The following is an 18442-nucleotide window of genomic DNA, read 5'->3' as shown; positions in this document are numbered from 1 at the left end:
AAAAATTAATTATGGGTTCGCTAGTGTCTATTTTAGGGTGTATGAGCTTTGCTTCATTTACACCGCAAACGTTTGCAGGTCAAATTTATTTCTACAAAGACCAAAATGGGACAACCTTACTAACCAATCGCAAAAATTCGGATCGTTCACTGCAAAAAGTCAAAGTGACTTATTATAAAGACAGTAATATTCACAGTTATAGCAACTGGGGCAGCTCAGAATCCGCAGTACTGCCAAGTTATAGTAAAAGTAAAAACTCCTTTGACAGTATTATTCGTCAAGCTGCACAGACGCATGGTGTGTCTGAAGGCTTAATCAAAGCAGTAATGCATACTGAGTCTGGCTTTAATACCAATGCCCGTTCTCCTGTCGGTGCACAAGGCTTAATGCAACTGATGCCTGCAACGGCTCGTCGCTTCAATGTGTCCAATTCTTATGATCCACAGCAAAATATTTTTGGTGGTGCCAAATATCTCAGTTGGTTAATGAAACGCTTTAATGGCAATACCAGTTTAGCTTTAGCGGCTTATAATGCGGGTGAAGGGAATGTCGATAAATACGGCGGTATTCCTCCCTTTCGTGAAACCCAAGACTATGTCAAACGTGTCACCAGTCGTTTAAACAACCTATATGCCGGTGGTTTAAATTTATCTGCAAATAATATTGGCACTTCAACCAGTACTGAACAGATCATTGCCCAATCAAATCAAAATGATTTCTCCAATCAAGTCGAGCCGACACCACAAATCAGCAACAGTTCAAATATTCAACCCGTAAAATATAGTTCTCGTCCAATTATTATTGCTTCTGATGGGACTTACACAGATGCTCCTGCGGGTTCTTATTCAACAGCACATGCCAGTGCGACAGCACAAATCACCATTGGCAACTAATCACTTAAGCGCTTAATAACCCCAAAACTATGTTGCTAAAATAGAAAATAATGCACTTAATTTGTGCAATTACATATTTTCAACAAATTGCTGAAAAAAATAATGTTTTCTCTAATACAGAGAATCTTTTTTTAACTTGCCTATTTTTTTAAATAAATTACTTATCCACTATCCATTTCATTTGAATTTGTTATTTTTTTGCCCGCTAGATTTTTCCCATTATTCTTGAATTTTAATCATCTAAACCTCATATTGAATTTCATGATTTATTTAATACATCATATTATTTATTATTTATAAGAGGATTCTCTCCATGATGCGGATTGGTTTGTTTTTGCTAACCAACCTCGCGGTACTGGTTGTAGCTGGCATTATCCTATCATTATTAGGTGTTGGTAGTTACTACGGCGCTGGCGGTCTTAAATTAGGCAACCTGATGGTCATCTGTTTAGTGTTTGGTATGGTAGGTTCTTTAATCTCCCTATTTATGTCCAAATGGATGGCGCTAAAAACCACAGGTACTGAATTAATCGACCCGAATGCTCCTCGTAACCAAGCCGAAGTTTGGTTATTACAAGAGGTTGCTCAACTTTCACAACGTGCTGGTATTCAAATGCCGGATGTTGGTATTTTCCCATCTTATCAATCCAATGCATTTGCTACAGGTTGGAACAAAAACGATGCGCTGGTATCGGTTTCAACAGGATTGCTCGAACGCATGAACAAAGATGAATTGCGTGCCGTGCTTGCGCATGAGATTGGTCACGTTGCCAATGGCGACATGGTCACATTATCCCTTATTCAAGGTGTAGTGAACGCTTTTGTAATGTTCTTTGCCCGTGTGGTTGGTGATTTTATTGACCGTAATGTCTTTGGTCGTCAAGATGGTGAAGCGCCTGGATTGGCTTATTTTGCAATTACCATCGTGCTTGATATCGTCTTCGGTATATTGGCTTCGGCAATCGTAATGTGGTTCTCTCGCTATCGTGAATACCGTGCAGATGAAGCTGGTGCTCAACTTGCAGGTAAAGAAGCCATGATTTCCGCTTTATTGCGTCTACAGGCTGAATCTGAAATGCCAGATCAAATGCCGAAAGAAATGAAAGCTTTTGCGATCGCAGAAGGTAAAGAGCAAGGTTTTAGTTTGGCTGCTTTATTCCAAACTCACCCGAGCATCGAGCAACGTGTTGCCGCTTTACGTCAACTTAATTTGCCTTAATCTATACACGCTCGCTCAATCGCAGTGATCTCATAGAAAAACAAAGTCTCCAATATGGAGGCTTTGTTTATGGGTACATCATATTCTTAATTTTTGCTTGTTCGATATTTAACCTGCAATTGCTATCTTTCTTATTTATTTACTATCTTTCTTTCAATACCAATACGAGGAATTAATCTAATTGGATACAACGGATTAAACTTCCATTCGGATCAATCACACAAAACATATCAATTTCTTCGAGATACTGGATTTCTGTTATTCGTGCTTCTGGGAATTGTGCCCAATCTAAGCCTTGCCAAAAATGAAACAGATCTTGTAAGACATGTGTTCTTAAGCAGGCACTAAACCATGATTCTTTTGGATTTAAATTGGGGTGATGGAAAAACTCAACCAGCAAACTGTCCTTACTTAAGATCATCCATTCTGCGGACTGATAATCACACTGAAAACCTAAGAATGCATAAAATTTACGAGTGTGATCAAAATCAATAGCAGGAAGGTTTGCCGAAATATAATCTTGCATGATCACCTCTGTATTTTAATATCTACATTTTCAAATCAATTCAATGTTGGAATCTATGCACGATAGTTTTGATACCAATCCCATAACATATTTACGCCAAACCACATCGCAAGTCCAATCAGGATCAAAACAATCAAGCCTAAAATATCGGGAATATGAATCCAAATCCAAGCAATGACAGGATTACGCCAAAATGCTGAATGCTGTTGCTTTTGTTCTAGCTTCTCATGTAAAAATGGGTGAACCACATGATCATCGCTATAAATCTGATATTCTTCTTGAATATGGTCATGTACAACGTCTAGGGCTTTACGACTGGGCCGGATAAAAATATCAAATAAGGTTCCAGCAATCGGTATACACCCCACGACACCGTCAATCACGGCCAGTTTTAATACACCATTAAGCTTTGCTTGAGGCACGCCAATCTGTTTGGCTTTATAAACCGCATAACAGGTCAACACAAAACCCGCGACATCACCAGCAATCGGTATAGTACTGAGTGCTGCATCTGCCCCTACCCCTTGTTTGGTAAATGGAATACGCACCACTGAATCCATCATATTGGCAAATTTAGCCAAATCTCGTTCAAGTTTAATGACTTCTTGAGTAGATAATTTTTTTTCTGTACCCATAAAGATTTCAATTTTTTGACATGGTGAAGTTAAATTGATCATACCCAATAAATTCAGTATGTTGTGTATAAGTTTAATATTTACAGTGGCAAAATCTTATCAATACAATAAAAAAGGCTGAGCGCTCTTTTAAACTACTCAGCCTTTTCGGATATACAATAGAATTAATCTAAGAACTTAACCACAGTCCCCGGTTGAACCTTACGACCTAAATCATTGGCATCCCAATTGGTCAAACGAATACAACCATGAGAAGCGGTCTTTGAAATTAATGAAGGATTCGGCGTACCATGAATACCAAATGTTGGTTTACTTAAAGCAATCCACATATTGCCAACAGGACCATTTGGACCAGGCGGTAATGCCAGCTTTTGACGGTTGCTCCCTTGAACAAAGTTCTTCGGGTTATAACCATAGACAGGGTTTGCGGCAACTTTAATGACCTTATGCGTCCCTTTCGGGGATGGTGTACCAGAACCCCCAATTGTGGCAGGAAAAGATGCAATCATTTGATTTGCACTATTGTATAAATAGAGTTGTCGCGCAGGCTTATGCGCAATAATTAAGGCCACACCTTCAGGCAAATCATTGCGTACAATCGGTACATTGATGGTTTCGCCTACTTTTTTAAAGTTAGCTTTTGGATTGAGTTGTTTAAGAAAGTCTTCATCAATATGAAACTTTTCACCTAACATTTCAGTCACACGGGTGTAATACAAACCCGGCATTTTTGCTTGTTGGGCATAATTTCGCGGAATTGATTTGGCATAAGGCCCTTTAATATCCGCTGCAGTAATTTGATAAGTTCCAAACGCTGCGGATTTTTGATTTTTTAACAAACTGTCCCAAGTCTGTTTATCCAGTTCACCACTAATCGGTAAACTTTTAATCTGTTGATACGCAGCAAGTGCTTTTAAAAAGTTCTTGCCACTTTTACCGTCGATTGGCCCTGGCGAAGCATGTAAATTATTGAGCATCACTTGTGCACGGGCATAAACGGGGAATTGCCCTCTGCCAATATTTTCAGACCAATTGGCGGTATTGATACTATTCACTGACCAATCTTGTTTTAAGTCCGCTTTTATCGCTTCTTGACTTTTATCAGCTTTAACATTTTGTTTGGCAAAAATTTGACTTTGAATATTTAAACCCACAAGACACATGATGCAAATCAGGTTTGGCAGAAACTTGCCCATATAAAGCTCTCTATTAACTCAATATTATAATTGATGTACTTATCTAATAAACTATTGTATTACAGACACATAGTATACTGATCTCGAACAATAAAAGCGACGTCACACACACCTTGAACGATCATTTATATTCTCAAGGCTTTAAACACAATTGTATAAGATCAATAGCGTGTTTATTCATAAAATGAAAATTATGTATGCTGGAAGTTTATCTTTGTATGACTTTATTATCATTTTTTAAGAAAAATATGCAATAGTACATTTTGACTATTTAATCATTTAAAAACGGTAATTTTAAAATAAATTCAAATTAAGCAATTGAAAATCATTGCCATGTTATACAGTTGTAGATTTTCTACTCAGCATTAGCACCCAATCATGACACACACATGACCAATCCGAACAAAATATAAGCTTTAGATTTGTTTTTAATCATTTAATTTGAATTATTGATTAGAAATAGCTGTTATCATTTTAAAGTGTTATAGATTATCATCTCATTTATTTTGTCAGTAAGAATTGCCTTGAATACGATCACTTTGCTTCAGCCAGATGACTGGCATGCCCACCTGCGTGATGGTCTTGCCTTAAAACGTACAGTTCCAGATCTAGCCAAACAATTTGCCCGTGCGATTTGTATGCCGAACCTCGTTCCACCTGTGAAAACTGTAGATGAAGCGAATGCTTATCGTGACCGTATTATGGCACATGTCCCTGAAGGGGTTGATTTTGACCCACGTATGGTACTGTATTTTACCGACCATACTTCTCCAGATGAAGTTCGCAAAATCAAAGAGTCTCAATTCGTCAATGCAATTAAACTCTATCCTGCTGGTGCAACAACCAACTCGGATAATGGTGTCAGTGACATTCGTAAAGTCTATGCAGTGATTGAACAGCTTGAAGAACATCAAGTACCATTACTATTACATGGTGAAGTTACTCATCAGCATGTGGATATTTTTGACCGTGAAAAACGCTTTTTAGACGAAGTACTTTCACCGTTACTAAAACAATTTCCGCAATTAAAATTGGTGTTAGAACATATTACCACCAGTGAAGCCGCGCATTTTGTGCTTGAACAAGATCGTAATGTTGCTGCGACGATCACACCACAACATTTAATGTTTAACCGTAATGATATGTTGGTCGGTGGTATAAAACCGCACTTTTATTGTTTACCGATTTTAAAGCGTCAAACCCATCAACAAACTTTACTTGAAGTTGCCACAAGCGGTAGCCCTAAGTTTTTCTTAGGTACTGACAGTGCGCCACATTCTAAAAATGCCAAAGAGAATGCATGTGGTTGTGCAGGTTGCTATAGTGCACCTACAGCAATTGAGCTTTATGCTCAGGCTTTTGATCAAGTCAACAAAATCGAACGCCTAGAAGGTTTTGCCAGTATGTTTGGTGCAGACTTCTATGGTTTGCCTCGCAACACAAATAAGATTACCCTTGTGAAAGAAGATCAGGTAATCCCTGAAAGTTTAGATTATTTGGATGGTGAACACATTATTCCACTTTATGCTGGAAAAACCATCCAATGGAGAAAGGTGTGACAACTGAAACATTACCTGTGATTGGACAACGCTTTCGTGGTTTTTTACCCGTTGTGGTTGACGTTGAAACAGCAGGTTTTAATGCAGATACCGATGCATTGCTTGAAATCGCATGCATCCCGATTGTGTATGATGCTGAAGGAAAATTTGTTCCAGGTGAAGCACATCATGCACACATCAATCCTTTTGAAGGTGCAAATTTAGATCGCCGTTCTTTGGACTTTATTGGTGTAGATCCATTTAATCCAATGCGTATGGCAATGGCTGAAGACGAGAAAACAGCATTAAAGCGTATTTTTAAGGCGGTTAATGAAGTGCGTCGTCAGCAACATTGTACCCATGCGGTCTTGGTCGGACACAATGCCCATTTTGATTTAGGCTTCCTAAGAGCTGCAATTGCGCGAACTGGCAGTAAAAATCAAAACCCTTTTCATAGTTTTTCTGTATTTGATACTGTGACTTTAAGTGCGGTCATGTTTGGTCAAACTGTTTTGGCTAAATCATGTATTCAAGCTGGAATTGAGTTCGATGGTAAAGAGGCTCACTCGGCCTTGTACGATACTCAAAAGACGGCTGAACTGTTTTGCTATATTTTGAACAAACTGGCACCTCACTTACTTGACAATTTGGTGGCGGATCAATAAGATATCGCCATCTTCTAAACGACCCTATCGTCTAGAGGCCTAGGACATCGCCCTTTCACGGCGGTAACCGGGGTTCGAATCCCCGTAGGGTCGCCATCTAATTATTCTTATAATTTCTTTCTCTCTTTTTTGATCTTCTTGATTCAATTATTTTATTTCATCCCTTTTCTTTAGACTTTAGAAGCTGACGGTTTATTTTATTTTGTCAATTTTGGCATTTTAATCTAAAATATCTCTTTAAAGTTCAATGACATCAAATATGCAATCACCTGATCAATCGAATCAGCACACTGTCGCTGATGGGCAAACTATTGTCTTAAAAAGATCCATGACCAAACGCCACCTGATCATGTTGTCATTAGGCGGTGCAATCGGTACAGGCTTATTTTTAAGTTCAGGTGAAGTGATTGCACAAGCTGGACCGATTGGTGCAGTGATTGCCTATATCATCGGTGGTTTAATTGCCTATATGGTGATGCTGTGCTTAGGTGAACTTGCGGTCAATCAACCTGTAACCGGATCTTTTGGTGCTTTTGCAGCTAAAAATATTGGACCGGGTACAGGCTACATGGTGTCGTGGATGTACTGGCTTGGCTGGTCTGCCACCTTGGGGACTGAATTTACCGCAGCAGCCATGCTGATGCAGGAATGGTTTCCAACAACCTCCATCTGGTTATGGACCTTGGTCTTTATTGTTGCCGTCTTGATTTCCAATCTAACCTCAACACGCTTTTTTGCAGAGTCAGAGTTTTGGTTGTCTTTTGTTAAAGTTGCAACGGTACTGATATTTATCTTACTCGGCTTAACCGCAATATTTGGGTTAATCCCCTTTCATGGTCATGAAACTGCACCCTTATTCAGTAATTTAACCGCACATGGTTGGTTACCCAATGGTTTATTTCCTATTTTTGCCACCATGCTGATTGTAAATTTTGCCTTTAATGGTACTGAGATGATTGGGATTGCTGCTGGTGAAACTGAAAATCCTGAAAAAAATGTCCCAAAAGCGATTCATGCTGCAGTTTGGCGGTTAATGATTTTCTTTGTTGGTACCATTATTGTCATCAGTTCATTATTGCCCTATCAAGATGCAGGCCTAGCCGCGCATGGTGAAGGGATCAGTAATAGTCCCTTTGTTTCTGTATTTAACTTGATTGGAATTCCTTACGCAGAAGACATCATGCGTTTTGTGATCATTACAGCACTTTTGTCCACTGCAAATTCAGGCCTATATGCGGCATCTCGTATGATGTGGGCGCTTTCAATTCAAAAACAATTACCTCGAGTTTTTTCCAAACTGACCAAATCAGGTACCCCTGTTGTTGCAATTTTTGTGACCATGATTGGAGGTTTACCCGGTTTACTGTCGGAGCAATTTGGCGCAGATGTGATCTTTAAAAACTTACTCGGTGTGGCAGCATTTACCATGGTTATCGTGTGGATGAGTATTTGCTGGAGTCAGTTTAATTTCCGTCGTAAATGGCTGGCCAGCGGTAAAACACTGGCTGATTTAAAATTTAAAACGCCGTGGTATCCAGTCGTACCGATTCTTGGCTTTATTACCTGTACCGCAACTGGTTTAAGTATGGCAGCAGATCCGGAAATGCTTTCTGGCTTTATTGGTTGTTTAGTGTTTATGGCAGCATGTTATGCAACTTATTACTGGCTTTATCATCAGAAAAATTAAGTCGCAGTGTAAATCACTGATCAGCCCGTATTCATACGGGCTTTTCTATTTTAAACTTTTAACCAACAGCATAATTTTTAAGTGATTCATATATAAATCAAGCCGTTTTTATTTGATTTGGATTCTTCTAAAAAACAAAAAATAGCTTTATGGCTAAATTAAAAACAAATACATGATGATTCGCTTATAGATTCATCAGTTAAACGCTTTTTCGATAAATCCATTTTGACAAAAATATCTTTTATCCTTAATATACGCATCACCTCATTACGACCCTATCGTCTAGAGGCCTAGGACATCGCCCTTTCACGGCGGTAACCGGGGTTCGAATCCCCGTAGGGTCGCCATATTTGAGATTGTTTCCAACACAAAACTTTCTCGTAAAAAAGCCTGAGCAATACGACTCAGGCTTTTTTATATCTATCGTATTTTAAAGCAGTTAAAAACCACCATCCCGTCATATTTAAAAGATTGTTTTTTCATCAATAATCTGAATTTTTAATTTAAAATAATCAGTGCAGAGTTAAATATAAATAATTGATTTAAATATTTATTTATAAAAACCATAAAATCATGGTGATTTATAGTATTGCTTATTGAGCATTAACAACACTCAATCATTGCACTATTTATGAATTGGGCTAAAATAGCGCGCTTCTTGTTTTATTTCCATCTGAAGCTTATGCAGTCATCACCAAATCAAAATGATGCTCAGGTATCATCTAATTCTTCACCACTCAAACGAGCAATGAGTACTCGTCACTTGGTGATGATTTCGCTTGGTGGTGCAATCGGTACAGGGCTTTTTTTAGGTTCTGGTGAAGTAATCTCACAAACCGGTCCGATTGGTGCCATTATCTCTTACATCCTCGGCGGTGTAATTGCCTATATGGTGATGCTGTGCTTAGGTGAACTTGCGGTTCATATGCCTGAGTCTGGTTCATTTGGTACTTATGCGCAACGATACATTGGCCCAGGTACAGGATACACCGTTACTTGGCTGTATTGGCTGACATGGTCAGCAACACTAGGCACTGAATTTACTGCTGCGGCTTTGTTAATGCAAGAATGGTTTCCGCATATCTCGATGTGGTTATGGACGCTGATTTTTGCAGCAATCGTGTTTGGCTTAAATATGAGCTCAACCAAATGGTTTGCCGAATCTGAGTTCTGGCTCTCTTTGGTTAAAGTCATTACGGTAATCGCTTTTATTCTTTTTGGCCTCTTGGCAATTTTTGGTATTTTAAATTATCAGGGACATACTTCAGCACCATTATTTAGTAATTTGACCGATGAAGGCTGGTTCCCACAAGGTCTATTCCCAATCTTCACCACCATGTTAATCGTGAACTTTGCCTTCTCTGGTACGGAGTTGATTGGCGTTGCTGCGGGTGAAACTGAAGATCCTGCGAAAAATGTGCCTAAAGCTATCAATACTGCTATTTGGCGTTTATTGATTTTCTTTGTCGGTACAATCATTGTCATTAGTGCATTGCTACCTCACCAAATGGCAGGATTACATGCTGAAGGGGTCAGTAGCAGCCCATTTGTTACCGTATTTGATCATATTGGTATTCCATACGCAGAAGACATTATCCGTTTTGTGATCATCACTGCATTGTTGTCTGCGGCTAACTCAGGGCTATTTGCAGCGTCACGTATGATGTGGTCGCTCTCAGCCAAGAAACAGCTTCCAGCATTATTTTCTAGGGTCAATGCACGCGGTATTCCATATATTGCGGTGATTGTCACCATGTTCGGTGCATTACCTGGTCTGCTTTCAGAGCAATTTGCACCTGAAACTATTTTTAAAAACTTGTTGGGTGTGGCTGCGTTTACCATGGTTGTGGTGTGGATGAGTATTTGTCTGAGCCAGTTTAATTTTAGACGTCAATGGTACAAACAAGGTCATACCAAAGCTGAATTAGGCTTTGCTGCGCCATTGTTTCCAATTGTGCCGATCTTAGGTTTTATCTTCTGTTTAATTACCTGTATCAGTATGGTATTTGACCCTGAGATGGTGGTTGGCTTTATTTGTTGTTTAATCTTTATTGCCATTTGCTATATCAGCTACGCATTTTTATATAAAGATCAATCACAACCCTAAACAAGATCTAACTGATCATGCCTAAACAAAAAGTGTAGCCATTGGCTACACTTTTTGTACATTCATAGATAGTCAAAATCAGTTTAAACTCGTAATTTAATAGCTAAACATAACAATCTATAAAACCCCCAATGAAGATTATTTTTATTCATGGTATGAACCAGCAGAATTATAATGCTGAGAGTTTAAAGCAACATTGGGTTGATATTCTTCAACAGGGAATCGATGAACTTAAACTGCCTATTTCAACCGCACAATTAGATATTCGCTTGGCTTTTTATGGCGATTTAATCAGCAAACACCAATTAAGCAATCGCTTTGACTTAGAAAGCTTTCTGCCTAAATCATGGGTAAACTTCCACTTTCATAAACATACAACAACGCCAGCCACGACAACTTTAAATGTCGCTCCCGCAATTCCAATACTGCCCTACTTCATGCCTGAGCATGACTTAAAACTGTCTAAACGCTTGTATTTGGCTTCGCAATTGTTAAAAGATAAGGCGCTTAAAGAGTTCTCTTTAATTTTAAATAATTTTCCAAAACTTCATGAAAGTCTGATTCATAAATTTCTGATCGAAACTTATTTATACCTCGCCAATCCTCAGTTTATGGATGAAGTGCATCAACGGATACTGGCCAGCTTAGAACCCGATCAACCGCATATTATTGTTGCGCATTCGTTAGGAACCGTGATTGCCTATAATCTGTTACAACAGCTGCAAGCAAACTACCAGATACAACGCTTTATTACCTTAGGCTCACCACTCGCCTTTAAAGTGATTCAATCTAAACTAACACCACCAATCAAAAGACCAAATTGTCTAAATGGTGATTGGCATAATTTCTATTCACCAGATGATTTTTTAACCGCTTTTCCGTTGATCAATGCACCCTTTGACTTTCAACCCGCAATTTTAAATACCGCGATTTCAACGTTTATTCATACTCCTCATCAAATCGCAGGCTATTTACAACATCCTGCGGTGATTCAAAATATTTTAGATCCCATTCTGTACCCCAAGCCGTAATAATGGTCTTAATTTTAACCACTTTGCTCATATTGCTTTGTTTTTATCCATATAAACGCAATTTCAGTTTTTATTATGGAAAAAAGTTTGACACCTGCCGGTATTCGCCCTAATATACGCCCACCTCTGAAACGACCCTATCGTCTAGAGGCCTAGGACATCGCCCTTTCACGGCGGTAACCGGGGTTCGAATCCCCGTAGGGTCGCCATTAATTTAATGGTTTAGTTTCAAGTGTCTGCCTCAATTTATTGACCCTATCGTCTAGAGGCCTAGGACATCGCCCTTTCACGGCGGTAACCGGGGTTCGAATCCCCGTAGGGTCGCCACATTCAAGAATGTATGTATATACCGCTTCTTATAAAAAACCTGAGCATTATGACTCAGGTTTTTTTATGTCTGCTATATTTTCAATCAATTCAAGCCAGCAACCGAGTCAACCATTTTCAATTTCTTTGAATTAAAAATTGCACTTGGCGCAATCACAGTTTCTCGCAATGGAATATGCTGTCCATAGCGTTGTTGCATAAGTGCTTTAACACTTCGATCTGTGAGATCAAAACTTTGTAATTTTTCCAAGGGCGCCAATTCTATTCCTAAAGCATATTGATAAGCTTTCCATACAATTTCAGAGCAATAAATTGCGTCATCATTCCATTCAAAATAAACATCATAGGGTTTATTTAAATAAGTCTCGGCCTGTTTGACTAACTTGTGTTGTTGCTCAGCAGTCAATTGAGGTTGATAACGCTTTACGACATAGGCTTTATTTACACCACGATTGATCCATTGTTGAAGCGGCGTATATTTCACAGGCTGAATCGCCTCCAAAACCAAAGCTTGACCTTGTTTCATTACGATCATTCCCATGTGGCTATATGGCGAATGGGTGGCTTTTTGGATCACAAGACTTTGTGTTGATTTAGAGCTATGAAAAATAATATCTCCTGTCTGATACTCTGCGGCATATATCGAATTAACGCAAAACAACACTGTCAGTAACAAGAGTTTGAATGGTTTTTTTAACATCATTTAAATCTTAATTTTAATCTTCTTTATCTTGGATTTAATCTAACAGAGTAGTAAAGCATTGCCTAAACTTTGCAATAAAAAAGGAGCAAAATAAACTATCATTTTGCTCCTTTAACTTTTAATTCAAATCAAAAACATCAGCTGTTTGTAATTTTGCTTTTGACTTAATCCATCATCAAAACAAGAGCAAAACCCAATCATTCATCATTTAAAGCACATTCAAAACTACTTGGGGTTTGACCACATCGAACCTTTTTCAAAATTTTCATCATTGTTGGGTCATAGAAGCCTTCTTTGGTCATCTGAATACGTGCTTCACGCATAATCTTGATATAGCCCGGTTTATCTGCTTCACGAATATCAAACCAATATTTATCCGGAACTTCTCGCTCTAGTTTATCGACAAACTGAAATGCGGGGCTGAGCTGTTTAGAAATCATTTCTCGTGCGATTGGTCCCATACCTGCGGGGAACTTATTCCGATGCATGATTAATGTGCCTGTCACCTGTATCAAAGGAAAGCGAATAATGCCACCGACCACATTGCCATTTTTATCGGTCATACCCTTTTTCAATTCTAAAGGCTTAAATAACAAAGCAGGCCCCGCCATAATATCGACTTCTTTGTTATTGAACTTTCCACCCACGGTTAATAGATCAACAGAAACAGGTTGTGCACCAACATTTTGCACCAACTTCTTTTGAGTACCGTCAAAGTTCATGACTGCCACTTTTTTCCCTGCTGCTTTTGATAAAGTATCAATACGACGATCATTGACCATGATATACGCAGCACCTAAAGGAACAATCCCCACCACTTCATAATCACGATTGACCATTTTTGCATCGTACTCAGGCCGTGCAAGTAACTGGATCACGGTGGTTAATTGCTTATAGTTTTGTACTGCCCCAATGGCATCAATACTGCCGACAAACGGATTAAACTGACGTGCGCGAATGTTACTGATTCCAGCACCATCACAGCGTTTACTGCGGAAATCCTCAGTCAATACACGTTCATCGGTATAAACTCTTAAATTAATATCCGTAGAAGCGGTTTTCTTTAATTTTGGATAATTTAAATCAATATGCATCGACAATTTGGTTGGACGGGTAATTTTCATATCCACCCCAAATTCCTTAGCAATCTGTGTAATTCGTGGCAATTCACTGATATAACTGGTCGCTTGTTCAAAAGCTTCACTATTGGCGCCATCAGGAGAATACACACACAGCGTGACTGTTTTAGGAATCTGTTGCCAAACTTTTGGATCATTCATTAAGGTTTTAATTTTATTTTTTGAATGTGCAGATAACTCAAGATCCAATTTTGGCGCTGCTGGAGCGGCATAGCTCATCAGCGGTAAACTGCTCGCCAATGCGAGCATTGAGATAACAAACCGTCGTGACAAGGTATGAGATTGTTGTTTTAGCTGACTTTGCATGGTGTTTTCGTGCTTATCCATAATCATCACTCACGTGAATTTCTTCTCAGCCTAATTGAAGTGCTTTCATTTGCAATTGACTGAGCAAAATCCTACATTTGTCAGAATAGATACTCTGGACTTAAAATGTAGAACATCACTATTTAATCTTGTTTTATCAAACGATTAGAATAATAGCTTAAAACCACCCATTTATCGCAAACTCTGATGAATAAAAGATAATCAAAATAAAATCTTGATCATTTCCTTATAAATGCTGTTTATCAATTCATTGTATACTGGCAACAGTTTAGTTTTAGCATTCAGAACATGGATCAAAATTCACAACTGCGTAGATCTTTAAGACAACAACGACAAAAGCTGACCCGCAATCAACAAATGGTCATTGAATTGCAATGCTTTAAACAGATGCTACGCCATCGCCATTTTTTGAATGCGCAGAAAATCGGATTATATTTAGATGCTTTTGGTGAAATTCAAACCAAATTGCTTATCGAATATTGCTGTGCGATTGGAAAAACCGTGTATTTGCCCATGATCTGTAATATGAACAAAAAACTGGTTTGGGTCAAAATATCAAATCGGCAGTTTCGCAATCGACGCTTTTCTTTACATCGTCTTGGGATGTTAGAGCCCATGGCAAGTCGTGCTAAACATATTTCAATACTCGATCTGGTGGTTATGCCTTTATTGGCTTGTGATTTAAAAGGTAGCCGTATGGGCATGGGAGGCGGTTTCTATGATCGAACGCTTGCATCAGCTGCACACCGCCCACATCGACTCGGTTTAGCGCATAATTTTCAGTTACTCACCCACGAGCTTAAAAGAAATCCGTGGGATCAACCCTTAGACAGCCTAATTACCCCAGCAAAAACCTATTATTTTCGCCGTTAAATTGACCAATAAATGCAAATAGGTTTATTTGTTAATCAAATAGTTGCGATTTTTTAAACTTTTTATTTGGCAAAGCCCTTGTAATTTTTGAAATACACATCACTATAAAAAACATGGCAACACCGTTGTCACTCATTAGGAGTGCCCATGTCTGAGATTATTATGAATCAAGAAAACTTAGAGCCACAGGTTCCAAGTGTATTACCGCTTTTAGCGTTGCGTGACGTGGTTGTGTACCCACATATGCAAATTGCGCTATTTGTGGGTCGTGAAAAATCGATCAATGCAGTTGATGTGGCTCGTAACAGTGACAATTTAGTATTTGTAGTTGCGCAAAAAGATTCGCTTACAGAAGAAATTGATCACGACAACTTATATCAATATGGTACCGTCGCAAAGATTGTACAAGTTGTGAATCATGAAAATGATGAAAACTGTATCAAGGTACTGATTGAAGGCTTACATCGTTCTAAGCTGGTTGAAATCATCGACAATGATGAATACTTATCGGCTGAACATGCATTAAGCCCAATGACCATATCTGTAGATAAAGATACTCAAGCAACACGTGTAGAAGAATTACGTGCACTGTTTTCACAGTATGCAGAAGCCAAATTACGTAATGCACGTGAATTGATTGCAGCAGCAAATAAAATCGACGATTTATTACAATTGTTGTTCTTTGTTGCAACCCGTGTACCTTTAAATATCGATGTAAAACAAAAATTCCTAGAGCACGATGAGTTTGAAGCACACTTACAAGAGCTAATGACTTATTTATTGCAACAATCTGAAGAACAACAGATTGAGCAAACATTGCATGACTCTGTAAAACGCCAAATGGAAAAGAACCAACGCGAATACTTCCTCAATGAGAAGATGAAAGTCATTCAGCGTGAACTTTCCGATATGAATGGTGGTGCGGAAGATGATGTTGCTGAAATTGAAAAACGTTTAGCGGAAGCTGATTTACCTGAACATGTGCGTAAAAAAGCTGAAAACGAATTCCGTAAACTCAAAGCCATGCAACCTGCGTCAAGTGAAGCTGCTGTTGTACGCAACTATATCGAGGCCATTTTAGATACGCCTTGGAATAAAGCCAGCAAAGTCAGCATTAACTTAGCCAAAGCTCAGGAAATTTTAGATACAGACCACTATGGTTTGGATGAAGTTAAAGAACGTATTGTTGAATACCTTGCGGTGCAATCACGCGTGAAAAAACTTCGTGGTCCAATCCTTTGTTTAGTTGGTCCTCCTGGTGTTGGTAAAACCTCACTCGGGGAATCAATTGCCAAAGCAACTGGTCGTGAATTTGTTCGTATGGCACTCGGTGGTGTCCGTGACGAAGCAGAAATTCGTGGTCATCGTCGTACCTATATTGGCGCGATGCCGGGTAAAATTGTGCAGTCGTTGACCAAAGTTGGTGTTAAGAACCCACTGTTCTTACTCGACGAAGTAGACAAAATGGCACAGGATTATCGTGGTGATCCAGCTTCTGCCCTGCTTGAAGTACTTGATCCATCACAGAACAACAAGTTTAACGATCACTACTTAGATCTTGATCTTGATTTGTCTGAAGTGATGTTTATCTGTACTGCAAACAGCATGAATATTCCTGAGGCTTTATTAGACCGTATGGAAGTAATTCGTTTGCCGGGTTATACCGAAGACGAAAAAGTCAATATTGCAGATCGTTACCTTGTTCCAAAAGCAATCAAGAACAATGGTTTGCGTGGCAAAGAATTGACTGTTCATGAAGAAGCGATTCGTGACATTGTACGTCGTTATACCCGTGAAGCTGGTGTACGTAGCCTTGAACGTGAAGTATCGAAGATTGCACGTAAAGTGGTGAAAGAATCAGTCAGTAAGAAAGCGAAAAACTTACATATTGATGTCACTGCTGAAAACTTACCTGAATATTTAGGTGTGCATAAATTTGATTACGGTATGGCGGAAGAAGAAGCTCAAGTGGGTCGTGTAAATGGCTTGGCATGGACTTCTGTCGGTGGTGAGTTACTAACCATTGAAGTTGCAGCTGTAAAAGGTAAAGGTAAATTTATTACCACGGGTTCACTCGGCGATGTAATGAAAGAATCGATTACTGCGGCAATGACTGTGGTTCGTACACGTGCTGATGAATTGGGTATTGAAGCTTCTCGTTTTGAAGAAACTGATGTACACGTTCACTTACCTGAAGGTGCGACACCGAAAGATGGACCATCTGCAGGTTTGGCATTAACCACTGCTCTGGTTTCGGCATTCACCGGGATTGCAATTCGTCCTGATATTGCAATGACAGGTGAAACCAGCTTAGGTGGCCGAGCAATGCGTATTGGTGGCTTAAAAGAGAAACTTTTAGCAGCTCATCGTGGTGGCGTTAAACTGGTGTTTATCCCACAAGAAAACGTTCGTGACTTAGCTGAAATTCCTCAGAATGTGAAAGATGGTTTAGAAATTAAAGCAGTGAAAAGCATCGATGAGATTCTTCCACTTGCTTTGGTTGAACAACCTACGCCATTGGTCAAAGCACCAATCGTTAAAGCGGTTGATGAAGGCAAAAAAGCTGCACGTCATTGATCCAATGTTCGAAAAAGAGAACGCTTCGGCGTTCTTTTTTTATCTTTATAATCAAGGATCTGTTAACATTTCATAAATCGATTGCGTTGTAGGTTAAAATTGAGCATGAGACGTATACGTCGTAAAGCAGGAAACGAAGAGAATAGCGAGACTATTTTCGAGTTTCATAACGTAGGCTGAGATAATTTTAGCCACAACCTTTCGGGACTAGCGTGTTTTTTGCCGCTACGTCGTTACGAATTACTCATTTAGAATGACTAAATTTCGTATTTCGCGCCTAGTATCGCCTAAAAAACACACGTCGTCGCAAACATAGACGAATTGTCAACAGACCCTATTATTTCTTTAAGTTTTTCTTGAAATATTGATTAAAAAATAAACTTATTTACAAAATACAGCTACGCTTGAGTTAAGTTTGTCATAAGCTAATCATAATAAAGTCTAAAAATAGAGTTTAAAGGCTCAACTGCCCTTAAGCTTATAAATACAGCCATATATGGTCATAAAACCGATAACAGCAAAATAAAAGGACACGTTTATGTCAAATCCAGTGTGTTGGTTCGAAATCTATGTCAATGATATCGCACGAGCTAAATTATTTTATCAAACGGTGATTGGTGTTGAGCTGAGTTTACTCAGTGATCCAAATGATTCATCGGTGGAAATGTGGACATTTCCATCGGATATGAGCCAATACGGTGCAACAGGCTCATTGGTTAAAATGGAAGGCATTTCTGCTGGTGGAAACAGTACAATTGTCTATTTCAGTAGTGAAGATTGTGCCATTGAAGAAGCCCGAGTAGCAGCCGCTGGCGGTCAAGTTCATCAAACAAAAATGTCGATTGGGCCTCATGGGCATATTGTTTTGGCGATTGATACTGAAGGCAATATGTTTGGTATTCACTCAATGAATTAATCGTGAGTGAACTCAACGACTGCTGGTAATTTAAAATTGGCAACTAAACTGGTTGAAAATTATACGAACATCCTCATATATAA

15 protein-coding genes and 4 tRNA genes are annotated in these 18442 nt (G+C 39.0%); 14 read left to right on the top strand and 5 right to left on the bottom strand.

The genetic code is table 11. The features are described from left to right. Nucleotides 1–11: 11 nt before the first annotated feature. Together ACZ5QH_RS05780 and htpX are read left to right on the top strand one after the other, a co-directional pair. Complete coding sequence (locus ACZ5QH_RS05780) at nucleotides 12–893, top strand: lytic transglycosylase domain-containing protein (protein ID WP_419761943.1); 882 nt, start codon at nucleotides 12–14, stop codon at nucleotides 891–893. A gap of 313 nt (nucleotides 894–1206) precedes the next feature. Then, nucleotides 1207–2112 carry a protease HtpX gene (gene htpX / locus ACZ5QH_RS05775; RefSeq protein WP_004819720.1) on the top strand — a complete coding sequence of 302 codons (906 nt, stop codon included), beginning with the start codon at nucleotides 1207–1209 and terminating at the stop codon, nucleotides 2110–2112. A gap of 172 nt (nucleotides 2113–2284) precedes the next feature. Here the strand turns inward: htpX and ACZ5QH_RS05770 are convergent, their stop codons facing one another. From ACZ5QH_RS05770 to ACZ5QH_RS05760, 3 genes are all read right to left on the bottom strand, one after another. After that, entirely contained in the window at nucleotides 2285–2638 is a 354-nt protein-coding gene (locus ACZ5QH_RS05770) for a bleomycin resistance protein (RefSeq protein WP_004819718.1), read from the bottom strand. A gap of 53 nt (nucleotides 2639–2691) precedes the next feature. Beyond that, nucleotides 2692–3273 (bottom strand): DUF4112 domain-containing protein, encoded by a 582-nt coding sequence (locus ACZ5QH_RS05765; RefSeq protein ID WP_303577709.1) that lies wholly within the window; start codon nucleotides 3271–3273, stop codon nucleotides 2692–2694. Nucleotides 3274–3437: 164 nt separating this feature from the next. Then, entirely contained in the window at nucleotides 3438–4469 is a 1032-nt protein-coding gene (locus tag ACZ5QH_RS05760) for a L,D-transpeptidase family protein (RefSeq protein WP_262085308.1), read from the bottom strand. A gap of 524 nt (nucleotides 4470–4993) precedes the next feature. On the opposite strand from ACZ5QH_RS05760, the gene pyrC reads away from it, so the two are divergent. From pyrC to ACZ5QH_RS05715, 9 genes are all read left to right on the top strand, one after another. Then, nucleotides 4994–6028 carry a dihydroorotase gene (pyrC, locus tag ACZ5QH_RS05755; protein ID WP_016539179.1) on the top strand — a complete coding sequence of 345 codons (1035 nt, stop codon included), beginning with the start codon at nucleotides 4994–4996 and terminating at the stop codon, nucleotides 6026–6028. Continuing rightward, entirely contained in the window at nucleotides 6013–6672 is a 660-nt protein-coding gene (rnt, locus tag ACZ5QH_RS05750; RefSeq protein ID WP_004722393.1) for a ribonuclease T, read from the top strand. The genes pyrC and rnt overlap by 16 nt, the downstream gene beginning before the upstream one ends. A gap of 20 nt (nucleotides 6673–6692) precedes the next feature. Next, nucleotides 6693–6768: transfer RNA gene (locus ACZ5QH_RS05745), tRNA-Glu, on the top strand. 163 nt (nucleotides 6769–6931) lie between these two features. Further along, a complete protein-coding gene (locus ACZ5QH_RS05740) occupies nucleotides 6932–8359 on the top strand; it encodes an amino acid permease (protein ID WP_035370888.1) in 1428 nt (475 codons plus the stop codon). 271 nt (nucleotides 8360–8630) lie between these two features. Then, nucleotides 8631–8706: transfer RNA gene (locus ACZ5QH_RS05735), tRNA-Glu, on the top strand. A gap of 335 nt (nucleotides 8707–9041) precedes the next feature. Continuing rightward, nucleotides 9042–10466 (top strand): amino acid permease, encoded by a 1425-nt coding sequence (locus ACZ5QH_RS05730; RefSeq protein WP_034618380.1) that lies wholly within the window; start codon nucleotides 9042–9044, stop codon nucleotides 10464–10466. Between the two features lie 131 nt (nucleotides 10467–10597). After that, nucleotides 10598–11497 (top strand): lipase family protein, encoded by a 900-nt coding sequence (locus ACZ5QH_RS05725; protein WP_034618379.1) that lies wholly within the window; start codon nucleotides 10598–10600, stop codon nucleotides 11495–11497. A gap of 133 nt (nucleotides 11498–11630) precedes the next feature. Further along, nucleotides 11631–11706: transfer RNA gene (locus ACZ5QH_RS05720), tRNA-Glu, on the top strand. 42 nt (nucleotides 11707–11748) lie between these two features. Continuing rightward, nucleotides 11749–11824, top strand: a tRNA-Glu gene (locus ACZ5QH_RS05715). 85 nt (nucleotides 11825–11909) lie between these two features. Here ACZ5QH_RS05715 and ACZ5QH_RS05710 read toward each other — a convergent pair. Together ACZ5QH_RS05710 and ACZ5QH_RS05705 are read right to left on the bottom strand one after the other, a co-directional pair. Beyond that, on the bottom strand, nucleotides 11910–12524 hold the full coding sequence (locus tag ACZ5QH_RS05710) for a YiiX family permuted papain-like enzyme (protein ID WP_262087448.1): 615 nt from the start codon (nucleotides 12522–12524) through the stop codon (nucleotides 11910–11912). Between the two features lie 200 nt (nucleotides 12525–12724). After that, a complete protein-coding gene (locus tag ACZ5QH_RS05705) occupies nucleotides 12725–13915 on the bottom strand; it encodes a putative solute-binding protein (RefSeq protein ID WP_224965497.1) in 1191 nt (396 codons plus the stop codon). Between the two features lie 366 nt (nucleotides 13916–14281). Here ACZ5QH_RS05705 and ACZ5QH_RS05700 point away from each other — a divergent pair, with 366 nt between their 5' ends. The 3 genes from ACZ5QH_RS05700 to ACZ5QH_RS05690 all read left to right on the top strand — a co-directional run bounded on the left by ACZ5QH_RS05700 (nucleotide 14282) and on the right by ACZ5QH_RS05690 (nucleotide 18359). Continuing rightward, entirely contained in the window at nucleotides 14282–14866 is a 585-nt protein-coding gene (locus ACZ5QH_RS05700) for a 5-formyltetrahydrofolate cyclo-ligase (protein WP_303577708.1), read from the top strand. A 147-nt stretch (nucleotides 14867–15013) separates the two neighbouring features. Further along, nucleotides 15014–17443: an endopeptidase La gene (gene lon, locus ACZ5QH_RS05695; RefSeq protein WP_004722406.1), complete on the top strand. Its 2430-nt coding sequence runs from the start codon at nucleotides 15014–15016 to the stop codon at nucleotides 17441–17443. A gap of 538 nt (nucleotides 17444–17981) precedes the next feature. Continuing rightward, nucleotides 17982–18359, top strand: coding sequence for a VOC family protein (locus tag ACZ5QH_RS05690; RefSeq protein WP_303577707.1), 378 nt, complete (start codon nucleotides 17982–17984; stop codon nucleotides 18357–18359). The last annotated feature ends 83 nt before the right edge of the window (nucleotides 18360–18442 follow it).

The sequence above is a fragment of the Acinetobacter sp. Ac8 genome (genome assembly GCF_055392545.1).
The sequence above is the reverse complement of the archived record's forward strand: the minus strand, read 5'-3'. Positions and strand labels throughout refer to the sequence as shown.